The organism is Xenorhabdus eapokensis, assembly GCF_001908105.1.
This window is the reverse complement of record NZ_MKGQ01000026.1, coordinates 1-22,551: the sequence shown is the minus strand read 5'-3', so window position 1 is coordinate 22,551 and position 22,551 is coordinate 1. Positions and strand designations below refer to the sequence as shown.

The following is a 22,551-nucleotide window of genomic DNA, read 5'->3' as shown; positions in this document are numbered from 1 at the left end:
TGGTTCAGACAGTGTGATATTCGATTTCATAAGAACAGGCAATAAGTCATCTGATTACCGATTATAACACCAATGCAGATAGTTTATCTGATCAACTTATCTCTATTTATTGTGAAAATAATTACTATAGGGAAATCTGACAGTGGAAAAAAAACAGAAAAATAAATATAAAAGATAAAAGCAGGAATTAAAGTAAATTTATGGGGATTTTAAGATTTTTACATTATTCAGCCAATGAATAATATTCATTGGCTGAAAAGTTATTACTTAATATTTAATGAATAAGATATTAAGCAACAATCGGTGCGCGCCAGTCGTCAGCACCAGAAGTACCCGCAGTAGTGTGTTCCCAGGTAATCTTACGATAAGAAAGAGATACACGAACTAATTGAGTGAATTCTGATTTAGCTGGATCTTGGCAGTGTGGCATTTTGCAATCGATATCAACGATAGTTGCATCTTCCAGTTTTGTAGTAAAGAAATGCTCTTGTTTACCTTCGATTGAAGTACGATACCATTTCAATTCTACAGTAGGCAGCATTTCGCCAGAAGCCAGTGCGTTGTACAGCAGAGGAACTGATTTATTCAACGCAACGGTAAAGCGGAATGGCTTATGCGCACGCTGGCCAGAAGGTTGTCCTGACTGTGGATCAGTTGGGACAGTGACGATGTGGTCAAATTCTTGAACCAGCATTTCATCTTCGTGACCCTGAACAAAGATATTACCTACGGATTCAGCAGTGAATGAGCCAGCGGTAATATGACCCTGAGTTTTACCATGGATGGAAATATAACATGGAGTTGGCATATGAATATCCTATAAAAATTTACCAATATTAGTGTAAGTGTTCATTCCTTGCGTGATTATTCCATTTATTAACCAAATGCTAATCGAATGAAATTATCGCTTACCAAACACTCGATGCGAATAATAAAGCTGAAATTGATGAATGCAAAGTTATTTGAAAAATGCAACATATGCTCTAATTCAATGACAAATAAAAATTTTATAATCATTGCCGTTGTAAAATTTATAGCTGATTTTTTATAAACAATAAGTTTCTTTGACTGGTTTAAAAATAACCTATGACTTTTTGATTTTTTTAACTACTTGATATTTATTGTTTTTTAATTTTTGGTTTGGTTGTTTTCTTATGATCATTTGAAAAGTGTTATCTAGATCAAAAAAATGAAAATAATTTGAGTTGTGATGGTACATAATTAATCAATATAAAATAAAAAATGATATTGACGATGATTATTAATAGAAAATTGACAGGTTATGTTTTATTCAGGTGAAGATGGAAAATATTTCTTTTGATGCAAGTAATAAATAATGGGATTACATGCTCTTAGAGGGTGTAAAACCAAATTTTCCTCTATTTTTAACGCCAAAAAATGTTTATAAATTGCTATGAATTGGGATTTGGAGATTAAAAGCTTGAATAGAGGTATTTATCAATTTGTGTTTTGGCTTTACATCAAAAAAATAAAATGTCAAACTCGAACTTGACGATTTCTCGTATCGATGTTATTTCCACGATTGGATAGGGTATATCTGATTATTTAACTATATGTTGATATAAAACTATTCGTGCCTGCAAATATAGTTGTCTTCTTTAGCCTATTTTTTAGGAAGATTTTCTGTATGTATTATATGGGTAAACATTGGAATCATTCTCTCACCAATAATGGGTTGTTAGACAGTTCATGGTTGTATTAGCCAAAGGATTCAAATATGAGTAAGAATAGTCCAGGTAGCGTAGCTCCGAAAGAAAGAATTAATATTAAGTATGTTCCAAATAACGGTGACCAGACCGCAGAAGTTGAATTACCTCTGAATCTTCTGGTTGTTGGTGACTTGAAAGGGAAAAGCGAAGATACGCCAATTGAAGAGCGGCAGACAGTTTCTATCAATAAGAACAACTTTAATGCCGTAATGAATGAAGCGAACATCAACCTGACTTTTAACGTTCCTAATCGCCTCGATGAAAAAAGCGAAGACGATCTGCCAGTTAATCTGGAAATAAAATCGTTGAATGATTTTTCACCGGATAATATCGCGAAGAAAGTACCTGAATTAAACAAACTTCTCGAACTGCGTGAGGCATTGGTTGCATTAAAAGGCCCATTGGGAAATATCCCAGCATTTCGTGCTCGTTTGCAGTCACTGCTGGATGATGAATCCGTTCGTGAGCAACTCCTGAAAGAACTTGAAATCGTCAATAAAAAATAACTGGTTAAAGGAATTTTTAAATGGCTCAGCACGAAGAAAACAGCACAGCTATTGCTTCTGGCGCAACGACGTCCTTGCTTGATGAAATTATGTCTCAAGCGAGAATGACTCCGGAAAATGATGGCTACTATATTGCTAAACAAGGTGTTGCTGCGTTTATCGGTAGCATCCTGGATACTGGCTCTAACGAAGAACCAATCAACAAATTGCTCGTTGATAAGATGATCGTTGAGTTGGATAAAAAGCTAAGTGAGCAGATGGATGAAATCATGCACGCTAAGCCGTTCCAGGAATTGGAATCTTCCTGGCGTTCACTGAAAATTTTGGTGGATCGTACTGATTTTCGTGAAAACATCAAAATCAACATCCTTCATGCTACTAAAGATGAACTGTTAGAAGATTTTGAATTCTCCCCTGAAATTATTCAGTCCGGCTTCTACAAACACGTTTATTCCTCAGGCTACGGCCAGTTCGGTGGTGAACCTGTTGCCTCCGTCATTGGTAACTACGCGTTCAACAATACTACGCCTGATATTAAATTGATGCAGTATGTCAGTTCAGTCGGTGCGATGGCTCATGCGCCATTCTTGTCATCCGTTTCACCGGAATTCTTTGGCATTAACAGCTTTACTGAGCTACCTGCTATTAAGGATTTGAAGTCCGTCTTTGAAGGCCCTTCACATACTAAATGGCGTGCGCTGCGTGAGTCAGAAGATTCACGTTACTTAGGCCTGACCGCCCCCCGCTTCTTGCTGCGTCTGCCTTATTCCAATGTTGAAAACCCAATCAAGAACTTCAACTATCAGGAAAATGTTAGCCGTGACCACGAACATTTCTTGTGGGGCAATACTGCGTACTTGCTGGCTAGCTGCCTGACTGACAGCTTCGCTAAATATCGCTGGTGTCCAAACATTATCGGTCCACAGAGTGGTGGTGCGGTAAGTGATCTGCCAGTCCACCTGTATGAAGCAATGGGGCAAATTCAGGCGAAGATCCCAACAGAAGTGTTGGTCACTGACCGTCGTGAATTCGAACTGGCAGAAGAAGGCTTCATTACCCTGACCATGCGTAAGGGTAGCGATAATGCAGCATTCTTCTCGGCAAACTCAGTTCAGAAACCCAAAGTGTTCCCAAATACTCGTGAAGGGAAAATTGCGGAAACCAACTACAAGTTGGGTACTCAGCTTCCATACATGTTCATCATCAACCGTCTGGCTCACTACATCAAAGTGTTGCAGCGTGAACAAATCGGCTCCTGGAAAGAGCGTCAGGATCTGGAGCGCGAACTGAACATGTGGCTGAAACAGTACATTGCTGATCAGGAAAACCCACCTACTGATGTTCGTAGCCGCCGTCCTCTGCGTGCTGCTGAAATCAAGGTGCTGGATGTTGAAGGCGATCCAGGCTGGTATCAGGTGGCGATGCAAGTTCGCCCGCACTTCAAATACATGGGTGCAAGTTTCGAACTGTCTCTGGTTGGACGTTTGGATAAGGAATAATCATGGCTGCGCTGTACAGTTGGAACAGAGGCAGCTCTGCCAGTCTGTTTGAGCGCATTCAAGGGAAGAGCTCCGGCTCTTCCCGTCAGTCAAGGATGCGTGCACTACTTGATTCTATCAAAAAGCATTTGAATGAAGTGCTGAATTCCCGTCCAGGGGCCTGCCAAAGTGCCGTTGATTTAGGGGTTATTGATCTCAATGATGCGACCGCAACATCGGTGGATTTCAAGCAAAGTATCGAGTGGGAAATTGAAGAGTGCATCAGAAATTATGAGCCAAGAATATCAGCGGTTTCTGTCAGCGCCATCAATGATGATTCAGATCCGTTGCTGTTGAGCTTTCATATCAGTGCTGAAATCTCCCTGGATGATATCAACGACCTTGTGGAATTTAGTATCCAGTTGGATAACAACCGGCGCTATTGCCTGGAGCGAACTCAATAAATGTCATTTGAAAAATATTTCAGAGATGAGTTGAACTATCTGCGACAACTGGGGAAAGAAGCCGCCGTTGAGCGCCCTCATCTTGCCGCATTTTTGTCAGAACAGGGTTCTGACCCCGACGTTGAACGTTTACTTGAAGGTTTTGCCTTCCTGACAGGCAACCTGCGGGCAAAGATTGATGATCAATTCCCTGAATTGACGCATGGTCTGCTCAATATGTTGTGGCCGAATTATCTGCGTCCAACCCCCAGCATGACCATCATCGAATATACCCCTGATGAGAGTGTAGTGACGAAAGCGACACAGGTTAAGCGTGGCACACAGATTATGAGCCATTCGTTGTCGACTCAAGATGATATTTATTCGAACGAAAAGTCGGATGACAAAAAAGACGATCATGGTCGCTGTACCTTCACCCTCTGCCGCGATGTTTGGCTTTTTCCGTTTTCTATCCGTGACATTTCCGTCAATAACAGTAATGAAACCGGAATTATCGGCCTGAATTTTACGTCGAAAACAGAGCTGAATCTGCATGAGTTGGAGCTGGACAAACTGCGGTTTTATTTGAGCGGTGATAACTATACCACTTCGCAGCTCTATTTCTGGCTTTGTTACTACTTTAGAAAAGCTGAGTTAGTGGCAGGCGATACCGTGATCCCCCTGCCAGATTTTGATTTTGTGCCTGTGGGATTTGAGCGGGAAGATGCGTTACTGCCTTATCCGAAAAACGCCTATATGGGATATCGCATCTTGCAGGAATATTTCTGTTTCGCAGAAAGTTTCCTGTTTTTTGATGTGAAAGGCTTCCCGAAACTGCCGGAAGATCTCAAGGCCAAAGATTTCAAACTGAATTTACATTTTTCTCAGGCTCTGCCACCAGAAGCCAAGATTCGCCATGACACTTTTCGTCTGCATTGCACGCCCGCAATTAACCTGTTCCCAATGGACAGTGAAGCGATTGAACTCAATGGCAGCCAGACTGAATACCCGTTGAAAGCCAGTTACAGCTTGCCAGATAACTATGACATTTTCTCGGTTGATGGCGTAGAAAGCTGGCTGACAGGGGAAAATGGTGAGCGCAGCCGTGCCCGCATTGGTGAGCGAGTTTATACCCCGTTTGAAAGTTTCAATCACCAAATAGATAACGAAGATGAAAATTCGATGCGTTATTACCGTATTCGGGTGAAAGAGTCTCCTTTCCGTAGGGGGCTGGAACATTTCATCTCATTTGTACGGGGAGATGATGCCGATTTACTCAGGTTCAAGCTAAAAGAAAATGTTTCGATCAGATTGACCTGTACCAACCGTGAATTGCCTTTAGAGTTGCGGGTTGGCGACATTAATTATCCTTCAATCGGTAGCCCGTCATTTGCGACATTCCGCAATATCACGCGGCCGTCAGTGCCTCTCTATCCCTTGTTGGATGGTGGTTTGCACTGGTCATTACTGTCAAATATGTCGCTCAACTATATGTCATTGCTGGATAAGGACGCACTCAAGCAAGTGCTGCGTACCTACGATTTCCCAAGTATTCATAACCGACAGTCCAAGCGTTCATCGCAGAAACGGCTTGATGCTATTGAAAAAATTGAAACAGAGCCGACAGATCGTCTGTTCCGTGGTCAGCCTGTGCGTGGGTTGCGCTCAACACTGTATATCCGGCAACAGGCATTCAGCTCGGAAGGCGAGCTTTATCTGTTCAGTACGATTCTGTCACGGTTTTTCTCACTGTATGCCAGCGTTAATGCGTTTCATATGTTGAAGGTAATCAATTTAGATAATCAGGAATGTTATGAATGGCCGGTACAGATAGGTCAACACTCGTTGATGTAATCACTGAACAGGATCCTGCCACGCCATTGGCATTGGACATCTCACAGTACAACTTTTACCAGTTGGTTGAGCTGCTTAACCAATTGGCGGTAGCGTGGGATAAAACCGGAGAGACAGATCGTCCTGATCTGGAATCTGTCCGTTTCCGTTCCAGTGCCAGTCTGGCATTTCCGACACGGGATGTTATCTCGCTTACGCAATCCAAAAAGGGATATTTTGAACTGGAAGTTTCCTTTATGGGATTGCATGGCAGCCAGTCTCCGATGCCTGGTTATTATCTGGATTCATTGGCATGGGAAGAGGCACATGGAGAAAACCGGTTGACGGATTTTCTCAACATTTTCAACCACCGTTTAATTACGATCCTGCATCAGATTTGGCGGAAATACCGCTATTACATCTGCTTCAAGAAGGGTGGAGAAGATAATTTTTCCCAACGCATGTTTTCTCTGGTTGGGTTGGGCAGTGATGTCAACCGCCGGATGCTGAACATCAACCACAGCAAAATGCTGGCGTACGCCGGATTACTGGCAAGCCCCGGACGCTCGCCAGAAGTCATATGCAGCCTTGTTTCCCACTGTTTTGATTTGCAGGACGTTACGTTGCACGGCTGGCAATTTAGGAAAGTCATTATCCCAATGGATCAGCAAAATCGTCTGGGGCGCACCAATAAGGGTCTGAAAACGGTTGATAACAAGTTATCGGTATTGGGAGAAAACTTCACCATTGGTTCTTGGGTCGGGGATTACAGCGGTAAATTTTTACTTAGTATTAATGACTTGCCTAGAGAGCGATTCCTCTCATTCCTGCCTGATGGCAAAAACTATCTGCCGTTGGTGATGTTCATCTCTTTTGTCATGCGCAGCCAGTTTGCCTGGGAACTACGTCTTAGCCTGGCTGAAAATCAGGTCAGCGGCATGGTATTGGGGGCAAAGCAGAATAACCATTTGGGGTGGACCAGTTTTCTCGGCGAACCGGAAAAGAAACCCTCTGTCATCATTTCAGTTATGGAATAACGACCATGGAAAAACATCAACCAATCCTTTCATTGCGGGTTCTTAACAGTGAACAGCTAGAAAGTGGTAAAGCCGCCAACTGCCAGTTCTCGGCACAGGGCGGTACGGTCGGCAGCAGTGAAAGCCACCTTTGGTCTGTGCAGGATCAGCAGGGCAATGTCTGCCCGTCACAATTTGCCATTAAATGGCAGGATGGGGCATTTTGCCTGCAAGTATTTGCTGAATCAGTGCAAATCAACAATGCAACTTTGACGCCTGAATCGGGTTTGATCCTGTTACAACAAGGCGATCAAATCAAGGTAGGTAATTTGTCGATCAAGAGCCATATCAGTTTTTCTGAGGCCGATCGCGTTGATCCTTCAATGATATCCCCTGAATCGTTGGTTTCCAGCTATAGCAATCCACTGGATGCCATGATGGAAGGTACACCCGTCCAAAACTCTGTGTTTGCCCACAATGAAGGCATTGCGCCAACGGTGATGCATCGTTTCAGTGATGATCCGCTGCGGGTACTTGATAGCGAGAGCCTGACCACATTGAAACCCAAGATTGAGGCTGATGATACCGAACAACTTTTGCCACCGGATCATTACCAGAACCCTCCATTTGCTAACCCTATTTCTGATAACCGAGGCAGTATTATGGATCAGGAGTTTCTTGATTTACCGGACATCGATTCCGACAGGCAGTACGAAAGTATGGATATTGACCATGTTGCTATTACCCCGCTCATGCGTGGTCTGGAAGCTCGTTTGCCTTTGCACGACAGTCAGCAGGCGAATGATTTTCTGCAAGAAATGGGCAAGACCATGAAAGCGGCCATTGAGGGGTTATTGGCTCTCCAGCGTGAACAACATGGATTACGTGATAAACAACTCCGGCCTATCGAAGATAACCCGCTGCGTCTGAATATGGATTATGGCACGACTATGCAGGTGATGTTCTCTGATCAGAAAAGTCCGGTTCATCTCTCTGCTCCGGCTGCGGTAGCGGAAAGCCTGCAAAACCTGCAATTACACTATCAGGCTAACCGAATTGCTATTTCTGCCGCGCTAGACACCATGCTGGAAGCCTTTTCTCCAGAACAATTGCTCCGTCGTTTCTCACACTATCGTCGTAGCAACGAAGTCAGGAGTAAAGATGCTTCCTGGGCTTGGGAAATGTACACCAACTATTACCGCGAATTGTCTTCCAGCCGCCAGCAAGGATTCGAAAAATTATTCCGCGAGGTGTATGAGCAGGCTTATGACCGCGCATTGCGTCAGGGCTTGGAGGAATCCAGCAATGACACATTCCGCTAGTCGCCGTGTATGGGCTGTAGGGATTTTATTGCTGTCAGTGATGTTACTAAACGGCTGTAGCAGTGCATGGAACGCAACAAAAAAAGTAGGCCAGGTCATTTGGGATCCTTCCACACCGGTAGGTAAACCCGATGAGCAGGCCTCTGTTGCCAACATTACATTGCTGGCCGAACCCGACATCAACCCCAATGAAAGTGGTGAAGCGGCTCCTGTTGAAATGAATTTGGTTTATCTCAGTGAGGATTCGCGCTTTCTGGCTGCCGACTATGACCAGCTCGATAGTGACAAACTCGAAAAAGCACTGGGGAAAAACTATATCGATCATCAGGATTACACCCTGTTGCCAGGGCAATACAAGCCTCTGGAACAGATCGCATTGGAAAAGAAAAACCGTTACATCGGTGTCATCGTTCACTATGCAGATGCAAATCAATCTGAATGGAAAAAGATCATCCGGGTAAAAGACATCGGCCGCCATTATCACATCTTGGTGCATGTCAGAAATAACGACGTCGAACTTAGAAAAGAGGAGGAGTAATCATGCCAGGTAAAAATCGGGTGATTTGGCACGAAGGATTATTCATCAGACCACAACATTTTCAGCAACAACAAAAACATATTGATTATCTGGCACATAGCCTTGTTTCAGTATTAACACCTTATGCTCACGGTTTCAGCTCCCTGAGCATCAATGATGATTTGCTCAAGTTAGGACGTATTGGGATTACCGAAGCCAGCGGTATTATGCCTGATGGCACCGTTTTTTCTGCGCCCAGCCAGGATTTACTGCCAAAACCATTGGATATCGAAAATGTTAATGACCTGAAAAGCAAAGATATTTATCTGGCATTACCGATGTCCAGCGATACCATTCGGGAAATTGCTGATCAGGGTGCAGAAATACAAAGTGCGGTGCGTTATCGGGAACTTCCCACTGATGTCCGCGATCTCCATACCAAAGGCGGTGATTCCTTTGCCCTTAACCTTGCCCAATTGACGCCAGTTCTGATGCAAGGCTCCGAGGACATGAGTGCTTACACCGCCATTCCACTATGCCGTATCAAAGAAAAGCAAAAAGATGGCAACATTGTTCTGGATAACGAATTTGTCCCGACCTGTTTGTCGATCTTTGTGGCTGACAAACTTAAGCGTTTCATGGTGGAAATTGATGGCCTGCTGACAGAGCGTTCAAGAACACTGGCTAAACGCATTGGTTCGCCGGGTCAGCAAGGGGTGGCAGATGTCGCAGAATTCATGATGCTGCAATTACTCAACCGCGTTCAGCCGTTGTTCAACCATTATGCAAAACAGACCGTTTTGCACCCGCTGCACTTATATACCGAGCTACTCCAGACTTGCGGTGAGTTGAGAACATTCACCGACGCAAGCCGCCTGCCAGGAAATATATTGGCGTATGACCACAATAACCTGACAGATACCTTCCAGGATGTGATGCACGCAATTCGTGATGCGTTAAACGTGGTTCTGACTCCACGTGCAACTTCGATTGCGTTGAAACAGAACGAAGGGGGTATTCGTGTGGCAACGCTTCATGATAACGATCTACTGCGCAAGGCCGAATTCGTACTGGCAATCAGCGCCAGCACGCCGCAGGAACAGTTGCGTCGTCAGTTTGTCCAGCAAACCAAAGTCACATCGATGGAAAAGATCCGCGATCTGGTCAGCGTTCAATTACCGGGCGTGCCATTGATTGCACTATCTGCTGCGCCTCGCCAATTGCCGTATCACTCTGGATATACCTACTTCCGTCTGGATCAGAAAAGTCCGGCGTGGAAAGAGATCCAGCAAGGAAATTCCATCGCGTTCCACGTATCAGGGGATTTCCCTGACTTAGATATGCAGCTTTGGGCTATCAGGGGCGGTAAGGAATAATCATGAGTGATATCAATGTTGACAGTCCGTCACTGGAAAAGTCTGAAACGTTGCAAACGTTTCAGCGCCAGTATCAGCTACCGTTGCGTGGTGAAAGCCTCAACTCAATGATCGATGCCGCCACCCCTTTACTGGGGATGGTCTTGCGTTTGCAGGATATGACGGATCAGGCACTACCAGACAAGCTTTACCAACAGGTTGTTACTGACATTCGCGCCATTGAGCAGTATCTGCAAACCAAGGGTTATGAACCCGGCGCGATTGTTTCATTCCGTTACGTACTGTGCACCTTCATTGATGAAACTGCGTTGGGGCACGGCTGGAACAGCCAGAATGGCTGGTTGAAGCAATCACTGTTGGTGCACTTCCACAATGAAACTTGGGGAGGGGAAAAGGTCTTTGTATTGCTTGAGCGTCTGATGGGAGAGGCGCAGCGCTACCAGCATCTGCTGGAGTTCATTTACCTCTGCCTCTGCCTGGGGTATCGCGGGCGCTACAAAGTCAGCACCCAGAAAAGCGATGACTTTGAGCGCCTGTTCCGTCGTTTGCAGCAACAACTTCACTCACTGCGTGGGGATACTCCGCCGACCACGCTGTATGTCAACGTCAACGAGAGTAATGCGCGTTATCGCCTGAGCAGACGATGGACTATCAAGCACCTGTTTGTGATTAGCGTGGGCTTGCTGGTGGCTATTTACAGCTTTTATGCCATTCGCCTCGGTGATCAAACCCAAGACATATTAAAGCAGCTAAGTAACTTATTGAGATAGGAAGTCGCCATGATCCAGATTGATCTGCCTACCCTTGTGAATCGTTTAAACCCGATGACCCGCCATGCACTGGAAGCCGCGGCGGCATCTTGCGTCAGCCAGCAACAACCTGAAATTACGGTTGCGCAACTACTGCTGCACATGCTCGATACGCCACTCAGTGATGTGCGACTCATCTTCAGTAAAGCAGATATCGATAAAGATCTGCTGAAAGAACAGCTCGATCAGGTAATGACGCACCATCAATCGCTGGTGCAGGCCTACCCCAATTTTTCCCCCATGCTGGTGGAATGGTTGCAGGATAGCTGGCTGTTGGCTTCTACTGAGATGCAACATTCCGAACTACGCAGCGGCGTTATGCTGATTGCGTTGCTATTCAGTCCGTTGCGTTATTTGGCACCACAAACGGCGCGTTTGCTGGCAGGTATCAACCGCGAATTATTGCGCCAAAACTTTGCTGAATGGACGAATGGCTCGGCTGAACAGCCCCTTGATATCAGCGGTGACAACGGCGGGCAGGGAGTACATCCAGCAAACAGCGACAGTTTGTTAGCACGCTTTACCCAGAACATGACCGAACAGGCACGCCAGGGCAAGCTTGATCCGGTTTTATGCCGCGATAACGAGATCGATCTGATGATCGACATTCTTTGCCGTCGCCGCAAAAACAACCCCATCGTCGTGGGTGAGGCAGGTGTTGGTAAAAGTGCCCTGATTGAAGGTTTGGCCTTGCGCATTATTGACGACCGCGTACCGGAAAAATTGCGCAATAGTGAACTGATGACCCTGGATTTGGGAGCATTGCAGGCAGGGGCAGCGGTTAAAGGTGAATTTGAAAAACGCTTCAAAGGCATCATGGCTGAAATTAGCCAATCTTCAAAACCCATCATCCTGTTCATTGATGAGGCTCATACCCTGATCGGTGCGGGCAACCAGGCAGGGGGATTGGATATCTCCAACCTGCTGAAACCTGCTCTGGCTCGTGGTGAACTGAAAACCATTGCAGCCACCACATGGAGTGAATATAAGAAATATTTTGAAAAAGACGCCGCGCTGTCCCGTCGTTTCCAACTGGTGAAAGTCTCTGAACCGACCGCAGATGAAGCGACCATTATTATGCGCGGTTTGCGTGCTATCTACGAACAGGCGCATGGTGTACTGATTGATGATGAAGCCCTGAAAGCCTCTGCGGTATTGAGTGATCGCTATCTTTCCGGCCGCCAACTGCCAGACAAAGCCATTGATGTGCTGGATACTGCCTGTGCCCGTGTTGCCATTAACCTGACTTCACCGCCGCGCCAGATCTCCTCATTAACCACCGAATTGCACCAGATGCAAATGGAAATCGACGTGTTGGAGAGGGAGCAACGCATGGGGCTAAACACCCATGCCGAGCGATTGGCGGAGTTACAAAACCAGCAACAAGAAGTTCAACAACAACTTACTGAGCTGGAAAATCGCTGGCAACAGCAGCAAGAATTGGTGAAGCAAATTATCGAACTGCGCAGCCAATTATTGGCTGACGAGATTGCCGAAAATGCGGACAAACATCAAGCGACCGGACAAGATGAAACCGCAGAAGAAGCAGAGGTAGCAGAGGTAATAGAAGAAGCTGACGACGAACTATCCTTGATCGAAAAACTGGCGAATCTCAATACCCAGTTGGCAGAACTACAACAGCAGCAAACGCTGGTTTCTCCACATGTGGATAAGACACAGATTGCGGCGGTGATCGCCGAGTGGACAGGGGTGCCATTGAACCGCTTATCACAAAGTGAACTGTCCATCGTCACTGAATTACCTACTCACTTGGGACAAAGCATCAAGGGGCAGGAAGTTGCGATCCAGTGTTTGCACAAGCATTTACTGACAGCTCGTGCGGATTTGCGTCGTCCGGGGCGTCCTCTTGGGGCATTCCTGTTAGTAGGGCCAAGTGGTGTCGGTAAGACAGAGACCGTCCTGCAAATTGCGGAGCTGATGTTTGGTGGCCGTCAATACCTTACCACCATCAACATGTCCGAGTTTCAGGAGAAGCATACGGTTTCCCGTCTGATCGGTTCACCGCCAGGTTACGTAGGATACGGCGAAGGCGGTGTCTTGACCGAAGCCATTCGCCAAAAACCGTATTCAGTTGTCTTGTTGGATGAAGTGGAAAAAGCTCACCCTGACGTATTGAACCTGTTCTATCAGGCTTTCGATAAAGGGGAACTGGCTGATGGGGAAGGGCGCATCATCGATTGTAAAAACGTCGTATTCTTCCTGACGTCAAACTTAGGTTATCAAACCATCGTAGACAATGCCGAGCAGCCAGCGCAGATCAACGACCTGCTTTACCCTGAATTGGCGGCCTTCTTCAAACCGGCGCTGTTGGCGCGTATGGAAGTGATCCCTTACCTGCCGTTGGGCCATGAAACGCTGAAAACCATTATTCAGGGCAAACTGGCTCGACTGGATACCCTGCTGACTCAACGTTTCAACGCAGAAGTCACTATTAGCGATGAAGTATCCGAAGAGATCTTGCAACGCGCTACCCGTGCGGAAAATGGTGCCCGTATGTTGGAGTCCATCATTGATGGCGCACTGCTACCGCCAGTTTCATTACTGTTGTTGCAGAAAATGGCTGCGGGTATCCCCATCAAGGCTATTCACCTAACCGTGGTTGAACATGAATTCCATGCAGAGGTTGAGGAGGCAGAATAATGAAACAGCGGCTGAGGAGCGCGTTAGCGTTATTGGAAAATAACACTGTAGAACAATTGGTTGACCATTTTTTACAGGTCAACCATAGCTCGCGTTTTGATGCCCTGTTGGTTTTTCTGCTGAACATCAACGAAAACAGGTTGGAATGCTACAACTTGCCGGAACCTCAGCAAACCAGTTCGCGTCGGTTGCAAGTGGATATTGATGACGTCAATAACCCGTTGATACAGGTATTACGCAAGGGAGCCCCAACTGTTTGGGATTCCCTTAATCACGGGGCGCGCATTGACGATCCACATTTCCGCACATTTATTGCAGAACTGCCGCATAACTGTGGGTTGTATGGCATTCCCCTGTTTGACTGCAATGGACAGGCTTGTGGTGTGATCGCTATCTTTGCCGAAAATGTCCACCCTTTCACCAACAATGAAAACATGTTTGGCATCTATTGCCATGTCATGCAACACCGCCTGAAGAAATTGCAGGAACTCGAACAACTGCGCGGACAGTTACGTCAAATCCGCCAGGTATTTCTGGTTCAGCGCCAAAAAGAAAAACAATTGGATGAATTGCTTGCTTCCCTGAGTGAATCGAAAAACCCGGCGGCGGTCAGCAGTATCTCCGTAGATTACAGTTACATCGATAATCTGCCAAAGGCCATAGAAGAATTTGAAAGCGCCGTGTTGATTCAACGTCAGCGTCAATTTGGTAACGACACCAGATTGATTGCACAAAGCCTGGGCATTCCCCAGCGGACGTTGGTTTACAAACTGGCTAAGTACGGGTGTAGATTATGAATATTGTTTTAATTATCAGTTCATTACTTGCTTCATTGACAGGGAATCCCAAGCTTGCAGAGGTGGCAGAACCAAAGGAAGTGGTTGCGGTAAAGGAAGAGCAAAATTTAGATGAACTGCATAAATGCCGCTTTGAGCCGTCTCCTCTTATTCGGCTGGCATGTTATGACAGGGCATTGAATAACCTCAAGTTCAAGACTGTGCAGATCCCCATCGAAAATATGGGACCTTTATGGCGACAAGCGATGGAACAGGAGATGAAACGCACTGATTACTCTACCAGCTTCATTGTGACGCAGGGAGAAAATGGTGCAGCACCGATTATCTTGACCACGCCCGCGATTGGCGTACCACCTCCACGTCCCGTATTAATGCTGAGTTGCATTGACAGTATCACCCGCTTGCAGGTGGCACTACCTAAACCCGTGGAGTCAGGGGCTGTTACTGTGGCAACAGACAGAACCGAATACCGTACAGAATGGTTCGTGCGGGAGCAGGGGTATTTGTGGGAATCCAGCCGTGGCTTACCGGGCATTGAAGAAATCAAACGCCTGATGAACAGCGATCGGGTGAGCATTACGGGCAGTAATGGTAGCCAGATAACCTTTAACATTTCTCAGTTGGAGCAGGCAGCGAAGCCATTACGTGCTGCTTGCCGTTGGTAATCGACATGGACATCAGAACACAATTCGATTGGTTCGGCTCCCTGCTAGCCCCCCTGTCCGACGAACAGATTGGCAAGGCACTGGGAGAAAACGAACCCGCATGGGAATACATTGACAGCGAAATGATCAAGTTTGGTTCGCTGTCGCATGGCTCGCTGGATGTTGAAGAGATCCAGCGTCAGGCACTGCAATTGTTGGGCGAAAACAGCAAAGACTTCCGGCTGATGGTACATCTGCTGCGTACCCTGCAACATGCTGGCAACGCGGCTGAACTGATCCTCGCCATGGAGCTGCTGGCTGGGTATGTCAAAAACTACTGGGAAAAAGCCTGGCCAACCAAGCCACAGTTAAAACGTCGACTGGCACAGCAAGTTCTCAAGCGCTTTGACTCTGCTCAGGGCAGTTTTATTGAACATGCAAGCAAAAATGAACGGGATGATGCGCAAGGGGCGTTGGCACATCTCGCTCAATGTTGGCATACCAATGAACCCGATCTTGCCAAAGAAGTTGACCAACTGCGCATTCGTTATAACCGTCAGTCAGAAGTCGTACCTGTGGAGATAAAGCCCGCCTCTGTTGCCGTGCCGGTTTCAGCGCCTGCTGAATCGGTGGGGCAAGCGCCGCAGGTTGCATCGATGCCAGAAGTAGACGTTAACAGTTCGAGCGAAAAAGCGTGGAAACAGACTTTAATGACGGTTGCCGATCTGCTGTGTGAACGCTATCCCGAATTGCCGGTTGGTTATTCCCTGCGCCGTCATGCAGTATGGCACACCATCACCACCGCCCCGATGGCGAGTGCGACAGGCAAAACCCCGTTGGCACCGACCTCCGCAGATCGTACCGCTGATTATTTGGCGAAATTACCGCTGGCGGACAACAAATTGCTCCAGCAAATCGAGCAAAGTCTGGCGCTTGCTCCTTACTGGCTGGATGGCCATGCCATTGCCGCACAAGCCGCATTGCAATTGGGTTATGGAAACGTCGCTCAGGCCATTCGTGATGAACTCAATGCGTTTCTGGAGCGGTTGCCCGTGCTGAAAACCTTAAGTTTTTCTGACATGAGTCCGTTTATTTCGCCTGAAACCCTCGACTGGCTCGCACCTGAACCTGTGGCAACGGGCACGGGTTCCATTTCTGCGGATCAGGAAGTTATCTGGCAGTGTTTCCAGCAACAGGGATTGGAAGCAGCCCTGAAAATGTTGGAAGAACATCAACAACAGTTAACTGAGCCACGGGATCAATTTTATGGTCAATTGCTCAATGCCCAATTGCTTGAAGAAGCTGGCATGACAGCGTTGGCTCAACAGCATTACCGGAATTTGTTACACACGGGACAACACATGCAACTTACACAATGGGAACCCAGCCTGCTGGCGTCATTGGCTGAAAAACTCCCTTCTCCTCTCAAGGATACGGCTTCAAACAGGAGTGTTAACCCATGAAATGGCCCTCTTTGTCATCTTTGGCACCATTGAAATCAGCCTTGCCGACACTGGCAAAGTTTAAATCTCTGCCACGCCTCAAGGCATTGATGGCACTGGTTCTGGCTCTTATCCCCTGCGTACTGTTAATTGCGGTATGGTGGTGGGGGCCGGAATGGAAACTGCGCAACGATTATCCACTGGAGAGCCTCGCGGCGCGCTGGCTGGCAACAGTCATCATTATCATGGTAGTGGTGTTCTGGGTTGGCATGAAAGCGTGGCGTCGCTTGCGGACACTGGAAAAACTGAACCTTGACGTTGAACTGAAAGTGGTTGATCCGGTACGGGTAGATATTGAACATCAAGATCGCTATCTCGACCACTGGAAATCCCAGTTGCAACGCCATCTGGACTCGCACAATTACCTGTATGAACGTCCGTGGTACATCGTCGTCGGTAGCCAGAAAAGTGGTAAAACCTCACTGATAAAGGAAGGTTATAAACTATCCGAAATCGCGGCACCGGAATATTTGCGTCAGGATGGAGAAGTGCCCCTGATGCTGCGCTGCTGGTTGGGGGAAAAAGCGGTCATCATCGATCCGAAAGGTCAGTTAATTGACCAGCCCGTCCCGCTCAATAGCGATAAACCGCAAATCAACAGCCGCTTGTGGGAAGCATTGCTGAACTGGTTGGCTGAAAACCGTCAGCGCCAGCCACTCAACGGCATTATCCTGACCGTGGATATCCTGCGTCTGATGACCGATAGCCGTGAACAGCGCGAACGCTATGTAAGGGAGATCCATCAGCGTCTGCAAGACATTCGCCTGACTTTCCACAGCCAGTTACCGCTCTATTTGGTGATGACCAAAATTGACTTATTGCACGGCTTTGAGGCGATGTACCAGTCACTGGATCGCAAACTGCGCGACCAGATTTTGGGCGTGACGTTCAGCCTTAACAACCGCGATGAAAAAGCGTGGCGTAGTGAGCTGGAAGCGTTCTGGAAGCAGTGGATGAACAACCTGAATTTGGCGATGCCGGATATGATGCTGAACAACGTGGACGCTAACCAGCGTAGCGCTCTGTTCAGTTTCACCCGCCAGATTCAGGGATTGTACAGCTACATCGTCCAGATGTTGGAAGATATCTTGTATAACGACGAACACCACCGTCCCACCTTGCGTGGCATCTATTTGACGTCGGCACACCAGAGGGGGCAGATGGATGACTTGTTCACTCAATCCGCTTCGTCCCAGTATCACCTGGGATTGCAGGCATTCCCCACCTGGCCGACGGGCGATACTCTGCCGTATTTCACCCATTCTCTGTTCGAAAATGTCTTGTTGGCAGAGCCGAATCTGGCGGCCGAAAACCGGATCTGGTTGAGCCGGAATCGTCGCCAGTTGTATACCTTCTCCGTAGTCAGTGCGTCGGTCATGCTGGCGATGTGGGGTGGCTGGCATTACTTCTACCAGAAAAACTATCGGGCAGGTGAAGAAGTGCTGGCGCAGGCGAAAAACTTCCTGTCCGTCCCGCCACCGAAAGGGGATGACCATTACGGTAACCTCCAGTTGCCGCTGCTGAATCCCATCAGAGATGCGACACTGGCTTACGGTAACTATCACGAAAACAAATCTTTCCTGACCGATATGGCGCTCTATCAGGGGGGCGGTGTCGGGCCGTATGTGGAAGGAACCTACCTGAAACTGCTGGAGCAACGTTTCCTGCCGGCCTTGATGCTGGGGTTGCTGGATGACTTAAAACAGGCACCGGCAGGCAGTGAAGAAAAACTAGAGATCTTACGTGTCATGCGCATGATGGAAGATGCCAGCAAGCGTAACAGCGGCCTGGTGACCCAATACATGCGTGAACGCTGGAGTAAAGCGTTCCACGGTCAACGTAATGTGCAGGATGCGTTGCTGACCCACCTGAACTATGCCCTGGAGCGCACTGACTGGAAGGAAAAACGGGATAAAGGCGAACAGGATGCGGTGGATCGCTTCGCTCCCTTTGTTAAACCGATCCGGCAGGCGCAGCAGGAGTTGAAAGCGCTCTCTGTCAACCAGCGGGTATACCAGAACCTGCGCATCAAAGCTCAGGATGCCCTGCCTGCGCCGATCAACTTGCGTGACCAGATTGGCCCAAGTTTTGACAGCGTGTTTGTTGCCAGCAACGAAAAACGGCTGGTGGTGCCGCAATTCCTGACCCGCCACGGCTTGATGGGGTATTTCGTCCAGCAGGGCAATGAGCTGGTGGAGCTGACGGCAATGGATAGCTGGGTGCTGAACATCAAGAATAACAGCCCGGAGAAATACAACGAGCAGACGCTGTCACCGGTGAACGATAAGTACAGTGACACCGATCAGTCGAGGATCCAGCGCGAAATCACGGAGTTGTATGTAGCCGAGTACACCGCAACCTGGCGGGCGGCGATGAACAACCTCGAAGTGCGTGACTTTGATGATTTACCACAAGCCATCAGTGCCATTGAACAGGTGATCAGTGGTGAGCAACCCATCAAGCGAGCACTGCAAATCCTGAGCGATAACACCAATCCTCCGGTGATAAACAGCGCTTCATTGAGCGACAAGGAAAAACAGGCGTTGACGTTGAAAGAAGACTATCGCCTGTTAAACCGCATTAGCCGTGACTTTGCACCGGAAACGGGCGTGCTGGTTGAGCATGGTGACAAGGGCAGCACGTTGCAAAGCGTCTATCAAAAACTGATGGCGCTGCACCGTTACCTGCTGGCGATCCAGAACTCACCAGTACCGGGTAAGGCTGCATTACAGGCAGTGCAGATGCGACTGGACAAGAACAACAGCGACGCCATTTTTGAAGTACAGCAGATGGCGAAGAACCTGCCGGAACCGCTGAACCGCTGGATCGGTGAGCTGGCTGAACAGGCGTGGCGCGTGGTGATGATGGAAGCGGTTCGCTCGCTGGAAGTGGAATGGAACGACACGGTGGTCAGGCAGTACAAAACCTATCTGGCAGGGCGCTATCCGTTCAACCCGAACGCCCGTGAAGAAGTGCCGTTGAGCGAGTTTGATCGCTTCTTCCGGCCGGGTGGGACGCTGGACGCCTTCTACCAGCAAAGCCTGAAACCGTTTGTGGAAAACAACCTGACCACGGGCACCGACGGCAAGATGTTGATCCGTCCAGACGTCATGAAACAACTGGCTGTGGCGAACCGCATTCGTACCACCTTTTTTACCCCACAAAACGGCCTCGGCACCCAGTTTGCTGTTGAACCGGTGAGTCTGACCGGCAATAAACGCCGTGCCTTGTTAAACCTTGATGGCCAACTGGTGGATTATTCCCACGGCCGCAGCAATGTGGCACGTCTGGTCTGGCCAAACTCCATGCGTGCCGGCACGGAAAGCCAACTGACCCTGATGCCAGCGAAAAGCAATCAGGCACCGCGCTCTGTCAGCTTTAGTGGCCCGTGGGCTCAGTTGCGGCTGATTAACAGCGGCAAGCTGACCAACGTCCAGCCGGGCTTCTTTGATGTACGTTTTAGCGTCGATAATGGCGAGATGACCTATCGCATCTATGTGGATGAATCGGACAACCCATTTGCGGGTGGGCTGTTCAGTCAATTCAAACTGCCAGACACCCTCTACTAAGGGAACGGCAGTGAGTCAGTTTTGAGAGCAAACACTTCCCCCTGCCTTCGGGCAGGGTTTTTTTTAAGGAGAAAAGCGAGAATATGAGCGGGCATCCTGAAAATCTCATCATCCGGGCGGGCGGCAGTCCGCTGAATTTGCCGGAATTTGCCGTTATCCGCGATGAAATCAACAAAACCAGTCATCCGGCACAGCCGGAAGTGAACTGGCCGTTGGTAGAATCCCTGTCCCTGACGTTATTCAAAACCAACGGAGTCGATTTACAAACCGCGATTTACTACACCCTGGCGCGGATGCACTTAAATGGATTGGCGGGATTCACTGAGGGGTGTGAACTATTGGCCGGCGTTATCGTCAGCGAATGGGATACTTTGTGGCCGTCTCAGCCGCAGGTGCGCACCGATCTGCTGGAGTGGTTCCATGCCCGTACCAGCAGTGTGCTGCGCCAACTGGATTTTGCCGCCAGCGACTTGCGGATGATTTACCGCGCCGAACGGGCACTCCAGCTCATTATCGATCGGTTGCAGCAATCCGACCTGAAACGTCTACCACGGGTGGAAAACCTGTTGTGGTTCTTCCAGAACGCGGCGAAAAAACTGGAAAAACCCCGTCAGGTGGCGAAACCGATCGCGCAACCGGTGCAGATGCCTCCGTTAGTTTACCTGTCTCAGTCGGAAGGGGAGTCAGAAACACCTCCGCCCCCGCCGCCACTGCGCCATGAACCCCAGCCTGCGGCCGATAACCAACCGCGGGTAAGAGTACAGTTTCCAGAACAACCTCCGCAGGGACTTAATGCGTGGCAGGGATTTGGCCTTGGCGCCTTGTTGGGTTTATTGGTGTTAATGGGCTGTTGGCTGTTGTTCTACAAACCTCTGCAACAACAACTCCAGGCTATCACCGGCCAGCCCACGGGTGCCCGGCTGGCATGGCTGTATCAACCTGAACTGGCTCACTATCAGAACCAGTTGGATCGATTGGCGGAAACCTCACCACTAGCCACATGGGAAACCGCCCGCACGGTGACAGGAACAGCGGAACAACTTTGGCCACAGTCTCCGGTTCAGCAGCAGGTAACCCGTCAATGGCAGCAGCAGGTCGCCGCCCGGATTGACAGCGTGCCGCTAAAAGGGAGCTGGAATACCACTCGTGACCAGCTTCAGCAACTGGCGGACAAAATCCTGCTACAGGAGCGGACCCGTGGCAGCTTCACCCTGTCCTACCTGAAAACGGCTATTTATGACATCCAGCGCAGCCACGGCAGTGAAGTACCGCTGGAAGAACAACTGCGCCAGTTGAGCGTCTATGCCGCCAAAGGGGAAATGGCGCCGCCGGTGCTGCTGAAAGGGATTGATGACCGCTTTAACGCCCTGCTGGGTCGTTATGACCGGTTGCGTCAGGCGACCGAACAATCGGCTAGCCGTCATGGTAATGCGAGCGGAACCGAACGCCAGTCCAATAACCAGCCACAAGCCGTCACACCGGACGGTGAGCATTAACCAGGGAGACATAATATGTCATTGAAAAAGAGTATGGCGAAACTTCAAAAAGGGCAGTCGTTTGTCCGACAGGGGCAGCAGGCCTCACAGGCGGCTGATATCTTGGGGAACCGAGGGATCATTTCCAGTGGCGCAGGGCAAACCGCGCCCAGTGGTCAGGGACTGGCCGAACGAGCCGCCAGCGGTCAGAATGCCGCCACTAAGGTGCTGCAAAAAACCCGCTCGCTGCTGGGAGGCGGGGGGAACAGTACCCCAAGCGGCCTGCAATTTACCCTGACGGTGGGCGGGTTACCGCCGCAAACCTTTGTCGTTACCGATTTTACCCTGAATGAACACTTTTCCCAGCCGTTCCAACTGGAAGTCGGTCTGGCGAGTGCCGATCCGGCCATCGACTTTCCGGCCGTACTCGACCGCTCCGCCACCCTGACGATCACCCAGGATGGGATAGAAAGCCGCAGTATCACCGGTATGGTCGCCAGCTTTGAACAGGGGAATACCGGTTTGCACCAGACCACCTACCAGATGAGTATTCGCCCTGACCTGTGGCGCACCACCCTGCGGCAAAACTCGCGCATCTTCCAGCAGCAGGATATTGCCACTATCGTCACCACCATCCTGAAAGAGCACGGTATCCGCGACGTGGTTTTCAGCCTGCGCCACGCCCACCCGGAGCGGGAATTCTGTGTGCAATACCAGGAAAGTGATTTCGCTTTCCTGCAACGGCTGACCGCAGAAGAAGGCATCTTCTACTTTTTTGAATGCGGCAACGGGCGCAATACGCTGGTGTTTGCCGATGACGCCGGCTCGGTGCCGCCGGGCATTGTCCTGCCCTACCAGCCGGGTGACACCAGT

The 22,551-nt window shown here is 48.8% G+C and carries 18 protein-coding genes; 16 read left to right on the top strand and 2 right to left on the bottom strand.

From position 1 onward, the window contains the following. Positions 1 to 289: 289 nt before the first annotated feature. Positions 290 to 808, bottom strand: coding sequence for an Hcp family type VI secretion system effector (locus Xedl_RS14910; protein ID WP_074024615.1), 519 nt, complete (start codon positions 806 to 808; stop codon positions 290 to 292). A 930-nt stretch (positions 809 to 1,738) separates the two neighbouring features. On the opposite strand from Xedl_RS14910, the gene tssB reads away from it, so the two are divergent. Genes tssB through tssM form a run of 14 tightly spaced genes read left to right on the top strand, consistent with a single transcriptional unit; the run spans position 1,739 to position 20,203 of the window. Further along, positions 1,739 to 2,236 carry a type VI secretion system contractile sheath small subunit gene (tssB, locus tag Xedl_RS14905; RefSeq protein WP_074024614.1) on the top strand — a complete coding sequence of 166 codons (498 nt, stop codon included), beginning with the start codon at positions 1,739 to 1,741 and terminating at the stop codon, positions 2,234 to 2,236. A 20-nt stretch (positions 2,237 to 2,256) separates the two neighbouring features. Beyond that, positions 2,257 to 3,735, top strand: coding sequence for a type VI secretion system contractile sheath large subunit (tssC, locus tag Xedl_RS14900; protein ID WP_074024613.1), 1,479 nt, complete (start codon positions 2,257 to 2,259; stop codon positions 3,733 to 3,735). Positions 3,736 to 3,737: 2 nt separating this feature from the next. Beyond that, on the top strand, positions 3,738 to 4,178 hold the full coding sequence (gene tssE, locus Xedl_RS14895) for a type VI secretion system baseplate subunit TssE (protein WP_074024612.1): 441 nt from the start codon (positions 3,738 to 3,740) through the stop codon (positions 4,176 to 4,178). Further along, positions 4,179 to 6,011: a type VI secretion system baseplate subunit TssF gene (gene tssF / locus Xedl_RS14890; protein ID WP_074024611.1), complete on the top strand. Its 1,833-nt coding sequence runs from the start codon at positions 4,179 to 4,181 to the stop codon at positions 6,009 to 6,011. It abuts the gene before it with no gap. Beyond that, positions 5,975 to 7,027 (top strand): type VI secretion system baseplate subunit TssG, encoded by a 1,053-nt coding sequence (tssG, locus tag Xedl_RS14885; RefSeq protein ID WP_074024610.1) that lies wholly within the window; start codon positions 5,975 to 5,977, stop codon positions 7,025 to 7,027. The genes tssF and tssG overlap by 37 nt, the downstream gene beginning before the upstream one ends. Before the next feature lie 5 nt (positions 7,028 to 7,032). Then, a complete protein-coding gene (gene tagH, locus Xedl_RS14880; protein WP_074024609.1) occupies positions 7,033 to 8,328 on the top strand; it encodes a type VI secretion system-associated FHA domain protein TagH in 1,296 nt (431 codons plus the stop codon). After that, complete coding sequence (tssJ, locus tag Xedl_RS14875; RefSeq protein ID WP_074024608.1) at positions 8,312 to 8,866, top strand: type VI secretion system lipoprotein TssJ; 555 nt, start codon at positions 8,312 to 8,314, stop codon at positions 8,864 to 8,866. Before tagH ends, tssJ begins: the two co-directional genes overlap by 17 nt. A gap of 2 nt (positions 8,867 to 8,868) precedes the next feature. Further along, positions 8,869 to 10,221 (top strand): type VI secretion system baseplate subunit TssK, encoded by a 1,353-nt coding sequence (gene tssK / locus Xedl_RS14870; protein WP_074024607.1) that lies wholly within the window; start codon positions 8,869 to 8,871, stop codon positions 10,219 to 10,221. A gap of 2 nt (positions 10,222 to 10,223) precedes the next feature. Beyond that, entirely contained in the window at positions 10,224 to 10,991 is a 768-nt protein-coding gene (gene icmH, locus Xedl_RS14865; RefSeq protein WP_074024606.1) for a type IVB secretion system protein IcmH/DotU, read from the top strand. A gap of 9 nt (positions 10,992 to 11,000) precedes the next feature. Next, positions 11,001 to 13,691 (top strand): type VI secretion system ATPase TssH, encoded by a 2,691-nt coding sequence (gene tssH, locus Xedl_RS14860; protein ID WP_074024605.1) that lies wholly within the window; start codon positions 11,001 to 11,003, stop codon positions 13,689 to 13,691. Continuing rightward, on the top strand, positions 13,691 to 14,488 hold the full coding sequence (locus tag Xedl_RS14855; RefSeq protein WP_074024604.1) for a Fis family transcriptional regulator: 798 nt from the start codon (positions 13,691 to 13,693) through the stop codon (positions 14,486 to 14,488). The genes tssH and Xedl_RS14855 overlap by 1 nt, the downstream gene beginning before the upstream one ends. Continuing rightward, positions 14,485 to 15,153: a type VI secretion system-associated protein VasI gene (gene vasI / locus Xedl_RS14850; protein WP_074024603.1), complete on the top strand. Its 669-nt coding sequence runs from the start codon at positions 14,485 to 14,487 to the stop codon at positions 15,151 to 15,153. Before Xedl_RS14855 ends, vasI begins: the two co-directional genes overlap by 4 nt. A gap of 5 nt (positions 15,154 to 15,158) precedes the next feature. Beyond that, entirely contained in the window at positions 15,159 to 16,595 is a 1,437-nt protein-coding gene (gene tssA, locus Xedl_RS14845) for a type VI secretion system protein TssA (RefSeq protein WP_074024602.1), read from the top strand. Further along, positions 16,592 to 20,203, top strand: coding sequence for a type VI secretion system membrane subunit TssM (tssM, locus tag Xedl_RS14840; RefSeq protein WP_074024601.1), 3,612 nt, complete (start codon positions 16,592 to 16,594; stop codon positions 20,201 to 20,203). The genes tssA and tssM overlap by 4 nt, the downstream gene beginning before the upstream one ends. Here the strand turns inward: tssM and Xedl_RS33685 are convergent. Then, positions 20,200 to 20,388 carry a hypothetical protein gene (locus Xedl_RS33685; RefSeq protein WP_244149730.1) on the bottom strand — a complete coding sequence of 63 codons (189 nt, stop codon included), beginning with the start codon at positions 20,386 to 20,388 and terminating at the stop codon, positions 20,200 to 20,202. The genes tssM and Xedl_RS33685 overlap by 4 nt on opposite strands. On the opposite strand from Xedl_RS33685, the gene Xedl_RS14835 reads away from it, so the two are divergent. Further along, complete coding sequence (locus Xedl_RS14835) at positions 20,341 to 21,699, top strand: VasL domain-containing protein (protein ID WP_244149729.1); 1,359 nt, start codon at positions 20,341 to 20,343, stop codon at positions 21,697 to 21,699. The genes Xedl_RS33685 and Xedl_RS14835 overlap by 48 nt on opposite strands. Before the next feature lie 15 nt (positions 21,700 to 21,714). Then, on the top strand, positions 21,715 to 22,551 hold an 837-nt coding region (gene tssI / locus Xedl_RS14830), incomplete at its 3' end, for a type VI secretion system tip protein TssI/VgrG (protein ID WP_143187452.1).